At 53.5% G+C, this 16,851-nt stretch carries 13 protein-coding genes; 11 read left to right on the top strand and 2 right to left on the bottom strand.

Features of this window, described 5'->3' with window-relative positions; genetic code table 11:
• Nucleotides 1–38: 38 nt before the first annotated feature.
• Complete coding sequence (gene queF / locus HV314_RS05575) at nt 39–887, bottom strand: NADPH-dependent 7-cyano-7-deazaguanine reductase QueF (protein ID WP_016154246.1); 849 nt, start codon at nt 885–887, stop codon at nt 39–41.
• A gap of 68 nt (nt 888–955) precedes the next feature.
• Here queF and syd point away from each other — a divergent pair, with 68 nt between their 5' ends.
• From syd to HV314_RS05615, 8 genes are all read left to right on the top strand, one after another.
• Nucleotides 956–1,501 carry a SecY-interacting protein gene (gene syd / locus HV314_RS05580; protein ID WP_016157357.1) on the top strand — a complete coding sequence of 182 codons (546 nt, stop codon included), beginning with the start codon at nt 956–958 and terminating at the stop codon, nt 1,499–1,501.
• 631 nt (nt 1,502–2,132) lie between these two features.
• Complete coding sequence (locus HV314_RS05585; RefSeq protein ID WP_016154244.1) at nt 2,133–2,462, top strand: YqcC family protein; 330 nt, start codon at nt 2,133–2,135, stop codon at nt 2,460–2,462.
• Nucleotides 2,462–3,244, top strand: a complete 783-nt coding sequence (truC, locus tag HV314_RS05590; RefSeq protein ID WP_003825671.1) for a tRNA pseudouridine(65) synthase TruC — start codon at nt 2,462–2,464, stop codon at nt 3,242–3,244. The genes HV314_RS05585 and truC overlap by 1 nt, the downstream gene beginning before the upstream one ends.
• A gap of 19 nt (nt 3,245–3,263) precedes the next feature.
• The gene (locus tag HV314_RS05595; protein ID WP_016154242.1) at nt 3,264–3,713 is read left to right on the top strand and encodes a flavodoxin; all 450 of its coding nucleotides are present in this window, start codon (nt 3,264–3,266) and stop codon (nt 3,711–3,713) included.
• A 365-nt stretch (nt 3,714–4,078) separates the two neighbouring features.
• Entirely contained in the window at nt 4,079–5,431 is a 1,353-nt protein-coding gene (gudP, locus tag HV314_RS05600; RefSeq protein ID WP_016154241.1) for a galactarate/glucarate/glycerate transporter GudP, read from the top strand.
• Nucleotides 5,432–5,433: 2 nt separating this feature from the next.
• On the top strand, nt 5,434–6,774 hold the full coding sequence (locus HV314_RS05605; protein ID WP_029139643.1) for an enolase C-terminal domain-like protein: 1,341 nt from the start codon (nt 5,434–5,436) through the stop codon (nt 6,772–6,774).
• A gap of 20 nt (nt 6,775–6,794) precedes the next feature.
• Nucleotides 6,795–8,135, top strand: a complete 1,341-nt coding sequence (gene gudD / locus HV314_RS05610; RefSeq protein ID WP_181547524.1) for a glucarate dehydratase — start codon at nt 6,795–6,797, stop codon at nt 8,133–8,135.
• An 81-nt stretch (nt 8,136–8,216) separates the two neighbouring features.
• Complete coding sequence (locus HV314_RS05615) at nt 8,217–9,359, top strand: glycerate kinase (protein ID WP_016154238.1); 1,143 nt, start codon at nt 8,217–8,219, stop codon at nt 9,357–9,359.
• Nucleotides 9,360–9,418: 59 nt separating this feature from the next.
• On the opposite strand, the gene barA is transcribed toward HV314_RS05615, so the two are convergent.
• Nucleotides 9,419–12,166 (bottom strand): two-component sensor histidine kinase BarA, encoded by a 2,748-nt coding sequence (gene barA / locus HV314_RS05620; protein ID WP_181547526.1) that lies wholly within the window; start codon nt 12,164–12,166, stop codon nt 9,419–9,421.
• A 57-nt stretch (nt 12,167–12,223) separates the two neighbouring features.
• Between barA and rlmD the strand changes: the two genes are divergently transcribed.
• The 3 genes from rlmD to mazG all read left to right on the top strand — a co-directional run bounded on the left by rlmD (nt 12,224) and on the right by mazG (nt 16,779).
• Nucleotides 12,224–13,522, top strand: a complete 1,299-nt coding sequence (gene rlmD / locus HV314_RS05625) for a 23S rRNA (uracil(1939)-C(5))-methyltransferase RlmD (RefSeq protein WP_181547528.1) — start codon at nt 12,224–12,226, stop codon at nt 13,520–13,522.
• Nucleotides 13,523–13,622: 100 nt separating this feature from the next.
• Entirely contained in the window at nt 13,623–15,857 is a 2,235-nt protein-coding gene (relA, locus tag HV314_RS05630) for a GTP diphosphokinase (RefSeq protein WP_047357898.1), read from the top strand.
• A 130-nt stretch (nt 15,858–15,987) separates the two neighbouring features.
• Nucleotides 15,988–16,779 (top strand): nucleoside triphosphate pyrophosphohydrolase, encoded by a 792-nt coding sequence (mazG, locus tag HV314_RS05635; protein ID WP_016154234.1) that lies wholly within the window; start codon nt 15,988–15,990, stop codon nt 16,777–16,779.
• Nucleotides 16,780–16,851: the final 72 nt, after the last annotated feature.

Consider the following 16,851-nt stretch of genomic DNA (forward strand, 5'->3'; position numbering starts at 1 on the left):
TGCGCGCGGAATCCGGCACGCAAAATTGAGAAAAAAGATTACTGACGTACCAGGCGCCCCGTTGCTGGGGTGAAATCGGTGTTGGTGCGCCATGGGTTAATGTCCAGGCCGCCACGTCGCGTGTAGCGCGCGTAAACGCTCAGTTTCTCCGGCTGGCAGAAGCGCAGAATGTCATTGAAAATGCGTTCCACGCACTGCTCGTGAAACTCATTATGGTGACGGAAGGAGACCAGATAACGCAGCAGCTTCTCGCGATCGATTTTTCGTCCGCGATACTGAATCTGTATGGAGCCCCAGTCCGGCTGGTGGGTGATCAAGCAGTTAGACTTCAGCAGATGGCTGACCAGCGTCTCTTCCACCGCTTTTTCACCGCCAACGGCATTTTCCAGATACTCTGTGCTGAACTGGTAGTTATCGATGACGATATCCTGATTGTCGATGCAGGTGCCGTTAAAGTGGGCTATCGGTTGTCCTTCCAGTTCGTCAAGACGGTACAGCGCTACGCTGACATCACCCTGAGCACAAGCGCGCAGATCGTTTTCCAGCGTCTGGCGTACCGCATCCCAGGAATCAAAACGCGTCTGGTTAAAACTGTTCAGGTAAAGCTTAAAGCTTTTCGATTCGATCAGATTTACGCTGGTGTAATCCAGTTCTACATGACCGACCGCTACCTGCGGTAAACCGTTGGCATTCAGCCATGACAGTTCATATAGCGTCCAGATATCGGCACCGTGAAAAGGCAGATTATCGGCCTGTAAATCCAGCGGGTCGCGGTTCAGGCTGCGTGGAACGCCCTGCAGCAGGCTGGCATCGTAATTGTCACGGTAATCTGTTGATTTACCAAGAGTCAGGCCGTCAAGCGCCTGATGATTTTCATAAGAGGACATGTTTCACCGTCATAAACCAGATACACTATGCGACAAGTGTATCCTAGCTTTTGTGAAGAGAGAAATCAGTGGACGAATTGACAGCGCAGGCGTTGACAGCCTTTACGACACGTTATTGCGACGCATGGTACGAAAAAAACAACAGCTGGCCCCTCAGCGAAGAGCTGTATGGCGTACCTTCTCCGTGCATCATTTCTTCCACAGACGATGCGGTATTCTGGCAACCTCAGCCTTTTGTCGGCGAAAAAAACCTCAATGCGGTTGAACGCGCCTTTGATATCGTGATACAACCAGCCGTTCACGCTTTTTACACCACCCAGTTTGCTGGGGACATGCACGCGCAGTTTGCGGATGAAAAACTAACGCTGCTGCAAACCTGGAGCGAAGACGACTTCAGGCGCGTTCAGGAAAACCTGATTGGTCACCTGGTTACGCAAAAGCGCCTCAAGCTGTCGCCTACGCTTTTTATTGCCACCCAGGACAATGAGCTTGACGTTATTTCGGTGTGCAATCTCTCCGGTGAAGTGTGTAAAGAAACGCTGGGAACCCGTAAACGAACGGTGCTGGCGGACTCACTTGCGGAATTTCTCACTCAGCTTAAGCCAGTTCTGTAATCCAGATTGCCCTGAACCTTGTGAGAGATCTCTTACAAACCCTGTAGGACATTGCCAGGTGATAAGTAAAGACTTAATGAACGGATAAAATAATTATTCCTTATTATTCATAAAGTTAATGTTTTATTGTCAACTTTCATACGAAAATAATCTTAAGGGAGTGTCTGTAAGCATCTTGTAAGACAAGGCGAAACAGGCGATTCTATATCTGTCGACAAGGAGTCGCACAACGAAGAGAACATCAGGATGATGGCTCTTCGGCAGGACACACCAGGACGGTGTTACAAGGACAGGCTTCAGGATGAAGCAAAGCGGAAAGCGCTGGATGCGTTAAGGGACACCTCCAGGATGGAGAATGAGAGCCGGTCAGGATGTTCGGCGGGTCAGGATGGCCAGGACACTTCAGGATGAAGTTTTCACATCGGGGTGATGTGAGCAGGATGCACAAGTTCAGGATGAACAAGGTCGCAAGACCACAGGAAAAGTTGTCACGGATGAGCAGGGAGCACTAAAAGTAGCTGGAACGCTGCGAAACGAACCGGGAGCACTGTTTTTACAGTGCTCCCTTTTTTTATTTCCCTTCACTAGTGCTATTCTTCGCGCCAGATTTTTCATCATTGAGGTTAATTTCATGACGACTCATGACCGTGTGCGCCAGCAGTTACACGCGCTTGAAGCGCTACTGCGTGAACATAATCACTGGCGGTTGGATGAGCCTGCAGAGCATCTGTTTACCAGCACGCAGCCTTTTTGTATGGATACCATGGAGCCGGTTGAGTGGCTGCAATGGGTATTGATTCCCCGCATGCATACGCTGATTGATAACGCTCAGCCGCTTCCGCAGGCTTTTGCCGTCGCACCGTATTACGAAATGGCGTTGGCAGCCGATCACCCGCAACGCGAAATTCTCCTGACGGCATTGCAGGAATTGGATGCACTGTTTACAAGTGATAACGCCTGATGCTGGAGATTCTGTATCAGGACGAATGGCTGGTCGCAGTTAACAAACCTTCGGGCTGGTTGGTTCACCGCAGTTGGCTCGACCGGGATGAGAAAGTGGTGGTGATGCAAACGGTACGCGACCAGATTGGTCAGCACGTTTTTACCGCCCACCGACTCGACAGACCGACTTCCGGAGTACTGCTGATGGGACTGTCCAGCGAAGCCGGGCGGTTGCTGTCCCAGCAATTTGAACATCATCAAATTCAGAAACGCTATCATGCGATTGTGCGTGGCTGGCTGATGGATGATGCCGTGCTGGATTACCCGCTGGTCGAAGAACTGGATAAGATCGCCGATAAATTTGCCCGTGATGATAAAGGCCCGCAGCCTGCCGTCACCCATTATCGCGGTTTGGCGACGGTTGAGATGCCGGTAGCGACCGGACGTTATCCGACGACCCGTTACGGATTGGTGGAACTGGATCCTAAAACCGGTCGAAAACACCAGCTCAGACGCCATCTGGCGCACTTACGCCATCCAATTATCGGCGACAGTAAGCACGGTGATTTGCGGCAAAACCGCAGCGCCGCTGAGCACTTTGGCTGTCAGCGTTTGATGCTTCATGCCAGCCAGCTTGCGCTGACTCATCCTTTCACCGGCGAACCGCTGGTTATTCGCGCCGGGCTGGATGATGTCTGGATGCAGGCGCTATCACAGTTTGGCTGGCGTGGACTTCTCCCTGAGAATGAAAGGGTTGAGTTCAGCGGGCTGTCAGGTCAGGATGAGCAGATAGATTCTTAAGTCCCTGGAGATTACGGTTATGGCGGAAATTGGAATTTTTGTCGGCACGATGTACGGAAACGCGTTGCTGGTTGCCGAAGAGGCCGAAGCTATTTTGACGGCGCAGGGTCATAAAGCCACGGTGTTCGAAGATCCCGAGCTCAGCGACTGGCAGGCATATCAGGAAAAATATGTGCTGGTGGTGACCTCAACGACCGGGCAGGGCGATCTGCCGGATAGCATCGTGCCGCTGTTTCAGGGGATCAAAGATAATCTCGGTTTCCAGCCAAATCTGCATTACGGGGTAATTGCGCTGGGTGACAGTAGCTATGTTAATTTCTGCAATGGCGGCAAGCAGTTCGATGCACTGTTGCAGGAACAAAGCGCCCAACGTGTAGGGGAAATGCTGCTGATTGACGCCAGCGAGCATCCTGAACCGGAAAGCGAATCCAATCCGTGGGTAGAAAACTGGGGAACCTTGCTTAAATAACCTTTCGCCCGGCAGCGCTTTGTTTGCACGGGCCTGTTACTCTCTTTTGGGTCGTAGGCCGGGTAAGGCGTTGCTACCCGGCAACAAATCGCCCACCAAACGCCAATTTCGTGAAGCATCTTCCATTCCCTTAGGCTTATGCCATAAACAACCTCATTTACCTCCCACAATGTTGTGTTTTTGCACGGTGAGGGTAAGAGGCACTCCTTCATATACTTTTCCCGTCAGTTCCCGAAAAGGCAGCGAGTCAGAATAAAACGGCCCTGAGCTGTACCAAAACTGCCACACACTAACCTCTCATTCTGATCACCCTACAGGTGCTGTACAGAATGAACTGGCGAAAGCCAAGATTCAGGAGTGCAACAATGAGTTCATTAAGTCAGGCGGCGAGCAGCGCGGAAAAACGCACTAACGCTCGCTACTGGATAGTGGTGATGCTGTTTATCGTCACATCCTTCAACTACGGCGATCGCGCCACCTTATCCATCGCCGGCTCGGAGATGGCCAAAGATATTGGTCTGGATGCGGTAGGGATGGGGTATGTATTCTCCGCTTTTTCATGGGCCTATGTTATCGGTCAGATCCCCGGCGGCTGGCTGCTCGACCGCTTCGGTTCAAAACGTGTTTACTTCTGGTCCATTTTTATCTGGTCGATGTTTACCCTGCTGCAGGGCTTCGTCGATATCTTCAGCGGCTTCGGCATTATCGTTGCGCTGTTTACCCTGCGCTTCCTCGTGGGGTTAGCCGAAGCGCCATCCTTCCCTGGCAACAGTCGTATTGTGGCGGCGTGGTTCCCGGCGCAGGAAAGGGGCACGGCGGTCGCTATTTTTAACTCGGCGCAGTACTTTGCCACCGTGATCTTCGCGCCAATCATGGGCTGGTTGACCCACGAAGTGGGCTGGTCGCATGTGTTCTTCTTTATGGGCGGTCTCGGGATTGTTATCAGCTTTATCTGGCTGAAGGTGATTCATGAACCGAACCAGCATCCGGGCGTAAACCAAAAAGAGCTGGACTACATTGCCGAAGGCGGAGCGCTGATCAATATGGATCAGGCGGCAGCCAAAGCCAAAGTGCCGTTCAGCGTGAAGTGGGGGCAGATCAAGCAACTGCTGGGCTCACGGATGATGATCGGTATTTATATCGGCCAATACTGCATAAACGCGCTGACCTATTTCTTTATCACCTGGTTCCCGGTTTATCTGGTACAGGCACGCGGTATGTCGATTTTGAAAGCTGGTTTTGTTGCCTCGGTCCCAGCCATTTGCGGATTTGCAGGCGGCGTGCTCGGCGGCATTATTTCCGACTGGCTGATGCGCCGTACCGGTTCGCTGAATATCGCCCGTAAAACGCCAATCGTACTGGGTATGCTGTTGTCGATGGTGATGGTGTTCTGTAACTACGTCAACGTGGAGTGGATGATCATCGGCTTTATGGCGCTGGCCTTCTTCGGCAAAGGTATCGGTGCGTTGGGATGGGCGGTGATGGCCGATACTGCGCCAAAAGAGATTAGCGGTTTGAGCGGCGGTCTGTTCAATATGTTTGGCAACATCTCCGGTATCGTTACGCCAATTGCTATCGGCTACATCGTAGGTACCACTGGCTCGTTTAACGGTGCGTTGATTTACGTCGGGGTGCATGCGCTGATTGCTGTAGTGAGCTATCTGGTGCTGGTAGGTGATATTAAACGTATCGAACTGAAACCTGTCGCAGGGCAATGATGATGACAACACAATCGAGTCCCATTATTACCGATATGAAGGTCATCCCGGTGGCCGGTCATGACAGCATGCTGCTCAATATTGGCGGGGCGCATAACGCATACTTTACCCGCAATATCGTCGTGCTCACCGATAACGCCGGAAATACCGGCGTCGGTGAAGCGCCGGGCGGCGAAGTGATTTATCAGACGCTGGTGGACGCGATTCCACAAGTGTTGGGCCAGGAAGTCGCGCGCCTGAATAAGGTGGTTCAGCAGGTGCATAAAGGCAACCAGGCCGCTGATTTTGACACCTTTGGCAAAGGTGCCTGGACCTTTGAACTGCGGGTTAATGCGGTGGCCGCGCTGGAAGCCGCACTGCTCGACCTGCTGGGCAAGGCGCTGAACGTGCCGGTCTGCGAACTGTTAGGGCCAGGCAAGCAGCGCGATGCGGTCACCGTGCTCGGCTATCTGTTCTACGTGGGAGATCGCAGCAAAACCGATCTGCCGTATCTGGACAGCACGCCGGGTAACCATGAGTGGTATCACCTGCGTCACCAGCAGGCGATGAACAGTGAGGCGGTGGTACGTCTGGCTCAGGCTTCGCAGGATCGCTACGGCTTTAAAGATTTCAAACTCAAAGGCGGTGTGCTGCCTGGCGAGCAGGAAATCGACACCGCTCGCGCGTTGAAACAATGCTTCCCGGATGCGCGTATTACGGTCGATCCTAACGGTGCTTGGCTTCTGGATGAAGCTATTTCCTTGTGTAAAGGGCTGAACGATGTTCTGACTTACGCCGAAGATCCGTGCGGCGCAGAACAGGGTTTTTCTGGCCGCGAAGTGATGGCCGAGTTCCGCCGTGCAACCGGCCTGCCGGTAGCAACGAATATGATAGCCACCAACTGGCGTGAGATGGGCCATGCGGTGATGCTCAACTCGGTAGATATTCCACTGGCCGATCCTCACTTCTGGACCCTTTCCGGCGCGGTACGCGTGGCACAGCTATGCGATGACTGGGGACTGACCTGGGGCTGCCACTCTAACAATCATTTTGATATTTCCCTGGCGATGTTCACCCACGTCGGTGCCGCTGCGCCGGGCAACCCAACGGCGATCGACACTCACTGGATCTGGCAGGAGGGCGATTGCCGCCTGACCAAAAATCCGCTGGAGATTAAACACGGAAAAATTGCGGTACCCGACGCGCCCGGCCTGGGCGTGGAACTGGACTGGGATCAGGTACAGAAAGCGCATGAAGCCTATAAGGCGCTGCCCGGCGGCGCGCGTAATGACGCAGGCCCGATGCAGTATCTGATCCCTGGATGGACTTTTGACCGTAAACGTCCCGTTTTCGGCCGCCACTAATTTTGAATAAGGACTTAATTATGAGCGCACAATTTACTACCCCAGTCGTAACCGCGATGCAGGTGATCCCGGTTGCGGGCCATGACAGCATGCTGATGAATCTGAGCGGCGCACATGCCCCGTTCTTCACGCGTAATATTGTGATTATCAAAGATAACTCCGGTCATACCGGCGTGGGTGAGATTCCCGGCGGCGAAAAAATTCGTCAGACCCTGGAAGATGCCATTCCGCTGGTGGTGGGCAAAACGTTAGGTGAATACAAAAACGTACTGAATGCGGTCCGCAATACCTTTGCCGATCGTGATGCCGGTGGCCGTGGTTTGCAGACCTTCGATTTACGTACCACTATTCATGTGGTTACCGGGATCGAAGCGGCCATGTTGGATCTGCTGGGTCAGCATCTGGGCGTTAACGTCGCATCTCTGCTGGGCGACGGTCAGCAGCGTAGCGAAGTTGAAATGCTGGGTTATCTGTTCTTCGTCGGTAACCGTAACGCGACGCCGCTGCCGTATCAGAGCCAGCCGGATGAGAAATGCGACTGGTATCGCCTGCGTCATGAAGAGGCGATGACCCCGGATGCAGTGGTGCGCCTGGCGGAAGCCGCATATGAGAAATATGGTTTCAACGATTTCAAACTGAAAGGCGGGGTGTTGGCCGGGGAAGAAGAAGCGGAATCTATTGTGGCGCTGGCGAAACGCTTTCCACAGGCACGCGTCACGCTCGATCCCAATGGTGCGTGGTCGCTGAATGAAGCGATTAAAATTGGTAAGTACCTGAAAGGATCGCTGGCTTATGCGGAAGATCCGTGCGGCGCCGAGCAGGGGTTCTCAGGCCGTGAAGTCATGGCGGAATTCCGTCGTGCTACCGGTTTGCCGACCGCCACTAATATGATCGCCACCGACTGGCGTCAGATGGGACATATGCTGTCGTTGCAGTCCGTGGATATCCCGCTGGCGGATCCTCACTTCTGGACTATGCAGGGTTCTGTCCGCGTTGCGCAGATGTGTCATGAGTTTGGGCTGACCTGGGGCTCGCACTCTAACAACCACTTTGATATTTCGCTGGCGATGTTTACTCATGTTGCGGCGGCGGCGCCGGGCAAAATTACCGCTATCGATACCCACTGGATCTGGCAGGAAGGCAATCAACGCCTGACCAAAGAGCCGTTTGAAATCAAAGGCGGCATGGTGCAGGTACCGGCGAAGCCGGGTCTGGGCGTGGAGCTGGATATGGATCAGGTTATGAAAGCTCATGAGCTGTATCAGCAACATGGACTGGGAGCGCGCGATGATGCCATGGGAATGCAGTATCTGATCCCGAACTGGACGTTTGATAATAAGCGTCCGTGCATGGTACGCTAAGCGAACTGGGACCGCTCCCACCAAGGGGCGGTTTTTCTCCTGGTGTATGCTTAACACAGTCAACATGCGTAAGGATGCTTTATGAAAATAGTAATCGCACCGGATTCCTATAAGGAAAGTTTGAGTGCGCTTGAAGTGGCAACGGCTATTGAGCTGGGATTTCGTGAGATCTGGCCTGAGGCGAATTACGTGAAGATCCCGGTCGCGGATGGCGGTGAGGGAACGGTCGAAGCGATGGTTGCCGCAACGCAAGGCCACCTTGTGCATGTTGATGTTACCGGCCCTCTGGGTAAAACGATTCAGGCATTTTATGGTTTATCCGGGGATGAGCGTTCGGCGTTTATCGAAATGGCGGCCGCCAGTGGACTGGAGCAGGTTCCCGCAGGTTTACGCGATCCGCTGAAAACGACCTCCTGGGGAACCGGGGAGCTAATCCGTCATGCGCTGGACGCGGGCGTTGAACATATCATTATCGGCATTGGCGGCAGCGCCACCAATGATGGCGGTGCCGGGATGGTGCAAGCGCTGGGAGCAAAATTACTGGATGCGCAAAATAACGATATTGCTCATGGCGGGACTGGCCTTGAATCACTCGCCCGGATTGATATTTCTCAGCTAGACCCGCGTCTTGCCGCGTGCCGTATTGAAGTGGCCTGCGATGTGACTAATCCGTTGACCGGTGAAGAGGGGGCCTCTGCGGTCTTCGGTCCGCAAAAGGGGGCGACGCCGGAGATGATTCTTCGTCTTGATCGGGCGCTCACGCATTATGCGCAACTCATTGCCCGCGATCTGGACGTCAACGTGCTGGAACTGGCGGGTGGTGGCGCGGCTGGCGGTATGGGGGCGGCACTGTATGCGTTTTGCGGCGCACAGTTACGCTGCGGTATTGAGGTCGTGACGGATGCGTTACACCTCGACGACTGCGTTGCGGATGCGGATTTAGTGGTCACGGGCGAAGGACGTATCGACAGCCAGACCATTCACGGTAAGGTTCCGGTTGGCGTGGCGAAGGTGGCAAAGCGTTACAACAAACCGGTTATCGGCATTGCTGGCAGCCTGACGGCTGATGTCGGTGTTGTACATGAGCATGGGCTTGATGCGGTTTTTAGCGTTATCTATACCGTTTGCACACTGGATGAGGCGCTGAAGAACGCGAGTGAGAACGTGCGAATGACGGCGCGAAACGTGGCCGCGACCCTGAAAGCGGGTCAGCAATTACGTTGAATGATGTGGCATGAAAGCCGGATAAGACGCGTGAGCGTCGTCATCCGGCAATCAGATCTTTACCCTAACAACCTCTTCGCTTCGCGCGCAACGTTATCCATTTCATCCAGAAGCTCTAAAAACTCAGGCTCCAGCTCTTCTTCTTTGCTCCCGCTACGTAATTGCTGCTCAATCAGCTGACACAGGTTTTTCATGCGGGGAACGCCGCTATAACCGCAACTGCCATGCAGTTTATGGATCATATCCACCAGTCCTTCAGGGTTTTCACCTACCAGCTGTTCTTCAATTTTGTTACGCACTTCGGGCAGAAAATCGAGCAGCATTTGCAGCATATCCCGCGCCAGATCGTTTTTACCGGCGGCTTGCCTTAACGCCAGTTGCCAGTCGAGTGTGGTATTCGGATTGACGACCGGTTCAACAGCGAGCGCCCTCAGCGATGTGCTCGCGCCGGGTTTGTAGCGTAACAGCAGATTATGCAGCTTATCTTCTTCGATAGGCTTCGCCAGGTAATCGTTCATCCCGGCGCTGAGCAGCTTCTCTTTTTGCCCGGCCATGGCATGCGCGGTGACCGCAATGACCGGCGTCTGTTGTTGATGAGGAAGCTGGTGGATCAGTTCGCAGGCGCGAATACCGTCCATGTCTGGCATCTGAATATCCATCAGGATGAGATCAAACTGCATCTGTTTGGCGCGATCCACAGCCTGATGTCCGCTGTCGCAGAGCACGACGTGCTGCACTTTATCTTCCAGCAGTGCGCCAATCAGCTTGAGGTTCGCCGGGTTGTCGTCCACCGCCATGACGGTCATCGCAATTTTGCTCTCGTCTAACAGTAGCGGAGCCGCGCTGTGGTTCAGTTGACAATACTCTGTCAACGCTGGCAGTAAGCGGGTTGAGGTTAGAGGTTTCAACAGGCACGCCGCCGCGCCGCCCTGCTTTAATTTCTCAGCGTTGATCTGCGCATGGCAAGGCAGAGCCAGTAACAAAAAGTCGGTCATCGCCGCTGCGCTTGCCAGCCGCTCATGCTGCATGGTGAGCGGTTCGCGTAAAGTGACCGGTATGCCAAGCAGCAGAATATCGTAGTGATCCTTCGGCAGTCCGGAGAATGAAGGGCTGTAAATCACTTCCAGCGGCGTTTCACTCAAGATATCTAACGTGCATTGCGCGGCTGTGGCGTTAGGTTCAACGTAGGCCAGCCGCTTTCCGGCCAGACAGTGCGTGGTTGAGCGATCCACGAGAACGTTAGGGTTGAGATCGAGGCTGATATGGAACCAGAACGTGGAGCCCCGGTTCGGCTGGCTGTGGAAGGAGATATCCCCGCCCATTTCATTGACCAGCTTTTGCGTAATGACCAGGCCCAGTCCGGTCCCGCCGTGGCGGCGGGAAATACTGGCATCGGCCTGGCGGAAGGCCTGGAACAGGCGTGACTGATCGCGCTCAGGGATGCCAATTCCGGTATCGCGGATTTGCACTTCAATTTGCACTTTCGTGTTACTGAGGGCGCGTTTCTCGACCAGAATGTCGATATTACCGCCTTCGGTAAATTTGATGGCATTGCCAACCAGATTAGTGATTACCTGCTGTAAGCGCAGCGGGTCCCCGATGACGTTGTCCGGCACGTCATTCTTAATATTTAGCGTCAGCTCAAGCCCTTTATCATGGGATGAGTGCGCTAACAGCGTGACGACGTCATCCAGCGTGCTACGCAGCGGGAATGGGATGCTTTCCAGAATCAGTTTGCCCGCCTCAAGTTTGGAGAAGTCGAGCACATCATTGATGATGGCCAACAGATTGTTGGCCGAGCGTTCAATCGTATTCAGGTGATCGCGCTGCGTCGTGTTGAGCTCGGTTTTAAGCGTCAGGCGGGTGAAGCCAATCACGCCATTCAGCGGCGTACGCAGCTCATGCGACATGTTAGCCAGAAACTCAGACTTAATACGCGCCGCTTCCTGGGCGCGTTTCTTCGCCAGATCCAGTTCGACGTTCTGGATTTCCATCTGCTCCAACGTTTCGCGCAGGTCAGAGGTGGCCTGGTCGATGTTGTGCTGCATCTCTTCATGGTAGGCCGCAAGTGACATCGCCATCGAGTTGATGCCATTTTTGAGCATATCCAGCTCGCCCAACATGAAACCTTCGACGCGGCTGTCGAGCTGTCCTCTACGTATTCGGTCAACGGTATTCACCATATTGCGAATCGGGCCAGTCACGTCGCGCATCAGACGCCAGCCAAAAATTAACGCAATACCGATACAAAACAGCATCATTACGCTGGAGATAAAGATCTCTTTATACTGCTGCAATCGTACTGACTTGAGGTCCAGCTCAAGCGCCACATACCCCAGCATATTTTCCGTATTTTTGGCGTCGCTGACGGCAGATTCATCCGGCGAATAGCTTTCCGATATAATTGGCGTTCGCAGGATCATAATATCCCCGAGCCGGGTGACGCTCAGCTTTCGGGGAAATGGTGAACCGGTTGCCAGCTGCATTTCAGACGGATCGAGATGAAAATTGGATGTGACAAACAGCCGGTTATTCTCGTCATAGACAGAAATTGCCCGCACGATATCGGAATGGCGACGATGCAGCACGCTGATAAGTTGGCCGATGGATTCTCTGTTTTGCAGATTCATGCCATATTCGCTGGAGACCGCGAGTGGCTCAATGATGCTGGTGCCAGCATCTTCCAGTTGACGCTGCAAGTCGTTATAGCGATGCACAACAAAAAAGATACTGAGCAGCAAACCAATCAGGACGGTCGGGGCCAGGATCAGAATCATCATGCGTGCGCGCAGGCTGTAGTTGGTCATGGAGTTCCGTTATGGGACAATTAGGGTCACACTGTTAAATAGAGAAATATCTCGTCGATGGCGCAATTCTACTCTGCAAAACGACGCGTGACGACGCGTCAGATCATAACCGCTACCGTCAATGACCTTGATCCTTTCGGCCAGGGCGTTGCTCGCCATAACGGAAAGGCGTTGTTTATACCGGAATTGCTACCTCAGGAAAGCGCCGAGGTGGTGATTACCGAAGATAAAAAACAGTTCGCCCGCGCGCAAGTAAAACGACGTTTAAACGACAGTCCGCAGCGTGAAGTGCCACGTTGCCCGCATTTTGGCGTGTGCGGCGGCTGCCAGCAGCAGCATGCCAGCATCTCGTTGCAGCAGCGTAGCAAAAGCGCGGCGTTGTCGCGTTTAATGAAATGTGAAGTGTCGGATGTTATAGCTGATACCCCGTGGGGCTATCGTCGTCGCGCCAGGTTGAGCCTGAACTATCGGCCAAAAGAACAAAAATTGCAGATGGGGTTTCGCAAATCCGCATCCAGCGACATTATCGATGTCAAACAATGCCCTATTTTGGTGCCCCAGCTTGAAGCGCTCTTGCCCCACATCCGGGCGTGTCTGGAAAGTCTGCAAGGGTTACGCCATCTTGGTCATGTCGAGCTGGTGCAGGCGGGGAGCGGAACCCTGATGATTTTGCGCCACACGGCGCCATTAAGTGTTCAGGACAAAGAAAAACTGGAATGCTTTTCGCATTCTCAGGGGCTGTCTTTGTTTCTGGCCCCGCAAAGCGAGATACTGGAATCAATATCAGAAGAGTCGCCCTGGTATGACTCAAATGGACTACGGTTAACCTTCAGCCCGCGTGATTTTATTCAGGTCAATGAAGGGGTAAACCAACAAATGGTGGTCCGTGCGCTCGAATGGCTGGATGTGCAACCTGAAGATCGCGTACTCGATCTGTTCTGTGGAATGGGTAATTTTACCCTGCCGTTGGCAACCCGGGCTGCAAACGTGGTGGGGGTGGAAGGGGTACCGGCGCTGGTGGAAAAAGGCCGGGAAAACGCGCTGAATAACGGATTACACAATGTGACATTCTTTCATGAAAACCTTGAGGAAGATGTTACCCGGCAGCCGTGGGCGAAAAACGGATTCGACAAAGTATTGCTCGATCCTGCGCGTGCGGGGGCTGCAGGTGTGATGCAACATATTATAAAATTAGAACCTATACGCGTTGTTTATGTATCCTGTAACCCGGCAACGCTGGCTCGTGACAGCGACGCTTTGCTCAACGCGGGATATGCCATACGGCGACTGGCGATGCTCGATATGTTCCCGCACACTGGACACCTGGAATCAATGGTCCTGTTTGAGCGTATGTAATGAATTTTGTACCCATTGGATTTCGGGTGGTAATGCAGCGTGAAAGACAATGGGTATGGCTTGTCGACTTCGACAGGCCAGGCCCCTTAAGGAGAGGACAATGGTTGCGGTAAGAAGTGCACATATAAATAAAGCTGGTGAGTTTGATCCAAAGAAATGGATCGCGAGTCTGGGGATCTCCAGCCAGCAGTCGTGTGAACGCTTAGCCGAAACCTGGGCGTACTGCCAGCAGCAGACACAGGGGCATCCGGATGCGGAACTGCTGCTGTGGCGTGGCGTGGAGATGGTAGAAATACTCTCCATGTTGAGCATGGATATCGACACGCTGCGCGCAGCAATGCTGTTCCCTCTGGCAGATGCCAACGTGGTCAGTGAAGACATCCTGCGCGAGAGCGTGGGCAAATCCATTGTTCATCTTATCCACGGCGTGCGGGATATGGCGGCAATACGCCAGCTTAAGGCCACTCATACCGATTCAGTCTCATCCGAACAGGTTGATAACGTTCGCCGCATGCTGCTGGCTATGGTGGATGATTTCCGCTGTGTGGTCATCAAGCTGGCGGAGCGGATTGCACATCTGCGTGAAGTGAAGGACGCTCCAGAAGATGAACGCGTTCTGGCGGCAAAAGAGTGCACCAATATCTATGCGCCGCTGGCCAACCGTTTGGGTATCGGGCAATTAAAATGGGAACTGGAAGATTACTGCTTCCGTTACCTGCACCCGGCTGAATACAAACGTATTGCCAAGCTGCTGCACGAACGTCGCATCGATCGCGAGCATTACATTGATGAGTTCGTCGGTCATTTGCGCTCAGAGATGAAAACGGAAGGCGTCAAAGCCGAAGTGTACGGACGTCCGAAGCACATCTACAGCATCTGGCGCAAAATGCAGAAAAAGCAGCTGGCCTTCGATGAACTTTTCGACGTGCGCGCGGTGCGTATCGTGGCGGAGCGTTTACAGGACTGCTATGCCGCGCTCGGGATAGTGCATACTCACTATCGCCATCTGCCGGATGAGTTCGATGACTATGTTGCTAACCCGAAACCCAACGGCTATCAGTCAATTCATACGGTTGTGCTGGGACCGGGCGGGAAAACCATTGAAATTCAGATCCGTACGAAACAGATGCACGAAGATGCCGAACTGGGCGTTGCGGCACACTGGAAATACAAAGAGGGCACCGCTTCCGGCGTGGCGCGTTCTGGTCATGAAGATCGTATTGCATGGCTGCGTAAGCTGATCGCCTGGCAGGAAGAGATGGCGGACTCTGGCGAAATGCTGGATGAAGTCCGTAGCCAGGTCTTTGATGACCGAGTGTACGTCTTTACGCCAAAAGGCGACGTTGTGGACTTACCTGCGGGCTCCACACCGCTCGATTTTGCTTATCATATTCACAGTGATGTGGGGCATCGTTGCATTGGCGCGAAAATTGGCGGGCGCATCGTACCGTTTACCTACCAGCTGCAGATGGGCGATCAAATTGAAATTATCACCCAGAAACAACCCAACCCAAGCCGCGACTGGTTGAACCCTAACCTCGGCTATGTCACCACCAGTCGGGGGCGTTCGAAGATCCACGCCTGGTTCCGTAAACAGGACCGCGACAAAAACATCCTTGCTGGCCGCCAGATCCTCGACGATGAGCTGGCGCATTTAGGCATTAGCCTGAAAGAAGCGGAAAAGCACCTGCTGCCGCGCTACAGCTTCAATGAGCTGGATGAGCTGCTGGCGGCGATTGGTGGGGGAGACATTCGCCTCAACCAGATGGTGAACTTCCTGCAGGCGCAGTTTAATAAGCCAAGCGCAGCCGAACAGGATGCCGCCGCGCTGAAACAGCTTCAGCAGAAAACGCAGGCGCCGCAGAGTCGCCGTAAAGACGACGGTCGCGTGGTGGTGGAAGGGGTGGGTAACCTGATGCACCACATCGCGCGCTGCTGCCAGCCGATTCCAGGCGATGAAATTGTCGGGTTTATCACTCAGGGCCGCGGTATTTCCGTGCACCGGGCGGATTGCGAACAGCTGACCGAGCTGCGCTCCCATGCGCCGGAACGTATTGTTGATGCGGTTTGGGGCGAAAGCTACTCGGCAGGATATTCGCTGGTGGTTCGCGTCCAGGCTAACGATCGCAGCGGCTTATTACGTGATATCACCACGATTCTTGCCAACGAAAAGGTGAACGTGCTGGGGGTTGCCAGCCGGAGTGATACCAAACAGCAGCTGGCTACCATCGATATGACCATCGAAATCTATAACCTGCAGGTGCTCGGGCGTGTGCTTGGCAAGCTGAACCAGGTGCCGGATGTGATCGACGCACGTCGTCTGCACGGTAATTAATTATTTTATAGGCCAGATAAGTTTGCATGCCTGATGAGGCGCGTTAGCGTTGCCATCAGGCATTGCCATGTTGCCGGATATCGGCTGTCGTCTTAGCTGGCCTCGCGTATTGAAATTTCAGGATATTCCAATGAATCAAATCGACCGACTGCTCGGTATTATGCAGCGCCTGCGCGACCCGGAAAACGGTTGTCCCTGGGACAAAGAGCAGACATTCGCCACTATTGCCCCTTACACCCTCGAAGAAACCTATGAAGTGCTGGACGCAATTGCGCGGGAAGACTTCGACGACCTGCGTGGAGAGCTGGGTGACTTGCTGTTCCAGGTGGTGTTTTACGCCCAGATGGCGCAGGAAGAAGGACGTTTCGATTTCAATGATATTTGCGCCGCCATCAGCGATAAGCTTGAGCGTCGCCACCCACATGTTTTTGCTGATGTTTCTGCCAGTAACAGCACTGAGGTGTTGACCCGCTGGGAGCAGATCAAAAGCGAAGAACGCGCCCAGAAGGCGCAGCATTCCGCACTCGACGATATTCCCCGTAGTTTACCGGCGTTAATGCGCGCCCAAAAAATCCAGAAACGCTGCTCTAATGTTGGCTTCGACTGGAAAACATTAGGACCGGTTGTCGACAAGGTTTACGAAGAGATCGATGAAGTCATGTTTGAGGCGAAGCAGGCTGTTGTCGACCAGGCTAAACTGGAGGAGGAAATGGGCGACCTGCTGTTTGCTACGGTCAATATGGCTCGGCATTTAGGCACTAAAGCAGAGACCGCATTGCAAAAAGCGAACGAGAAATTTGAGCGCCGTTTTCGTGAGGTTGAGCGAATTGTAGCGGCCCGGGGTCTGGAAATGACTGGTGTTGATCTAGAAACTATGGAAGAAGTCTGGCAACAGGTAAAACGGCAGGAAATTGATCTCTAAGGGATTTCGTCGGTCAAGGGCGATTTGTGTGATTTTTTAAATAACAAGCGCTTGATTTACGTCAAAAACATT

Origin of the sequence: Citrobacter sp. RHBSTW-00887 (assembly GCF_013728095.1) — a bacterium.
GTDB classification, from domain to species: domain Bacteria; phylum Pseudomonadota; class Gammaproteobacteria; order Enterobacterales; family Enterobacteriaceae; genus Citrobacter; species Citrobacter braakii.

What these genes read in the sequence shown, in the direction of transcription:
- gudD (WP_181547524.1), top strand. Translation starts at nt 6,795, where the DNA reads ATGAGCGCACAATTTACTACCCCAGTCGTAACCGCGATGCAGGTGATC.
- HV314_RS05595 (WP_016154242.1), top strand. Translation starts at nt 3,264, where the DNA reads ATGGCGGAAATTGGAATTTTTGTCGGCACGATGTACGGAAACGCGTTG.
- queF (WP_016154246.1), bottom strand. Translation starts at nt 887, where the DNA reads ATGTCCTCTTATGAAAATCATCAGGCGCTTGACGGCCTGACTCTTGGT.
- relA (WP_047357898.1), top strand. Translation starts at nt 13,623, where the DNA reads ATGGTTGCGGTAAGAAGTGCACATATAAATAAAGCTGGTGAGTTTGAT.
- barA (WP_181547526.1), bottom strand. Translation starts at nt 12,166, where the DNA reads ATGACCAACTACAGCCTGCGCGCACGCATGATGATTCTGATCCTGGCC.
- rlmD (WP_181547528.1), top strand. Translation starts at nt 12,224, where the DNA reads ATGGCGCAATTCTACTCTGCAAAACGACGCGTGACGACGCGTCAGATC.
- HV314_RS05605 (WP_029139643.1), top strand. Translation starts at nt 5,434, where the DNA reads ATGACAACACAATCGAGTCCCATTATTACCGATATGAAGGTCATCCCG.
- mazG (WP_016154234.1), top strand. Translation starts at nt 15,988, where the DNA reads ATGAATCAAATCGACCGACTGCTCGGTATTATGCAGCGCCTGCGCGAC.
- truC (WP_003825671.1), top strand. Translation starts at nt 2,462, where the DNA reads ATGCTGGAGATTCTGTATCAGGACGAATGGCTGGTCGCAGTTAACAAA.
- HV314_RS05585 (WP_016154244.1), top strand. Translation starts at nt 2,133, where the DNA reads ATGACGACTCATGACCGTGTGCGCCAGCAGTTACACGCGCTTGAAGCG.
- HV314_RS05615 (WP_016154238.1), top strand. Translation starts at nt 8,217, where the DNA reads ATGAAAATAGTAATCGCACCGGATTCCTATAAGGAAAGTTTGAGTGCG.
- gudP (WP_016154241.1), top strand. Translation starts at nt 4,079, where the DNA reads ATGAGTTCATTAAGTCAGGCGGCGAGCAGCGCGGAAAAACGCACTAAC.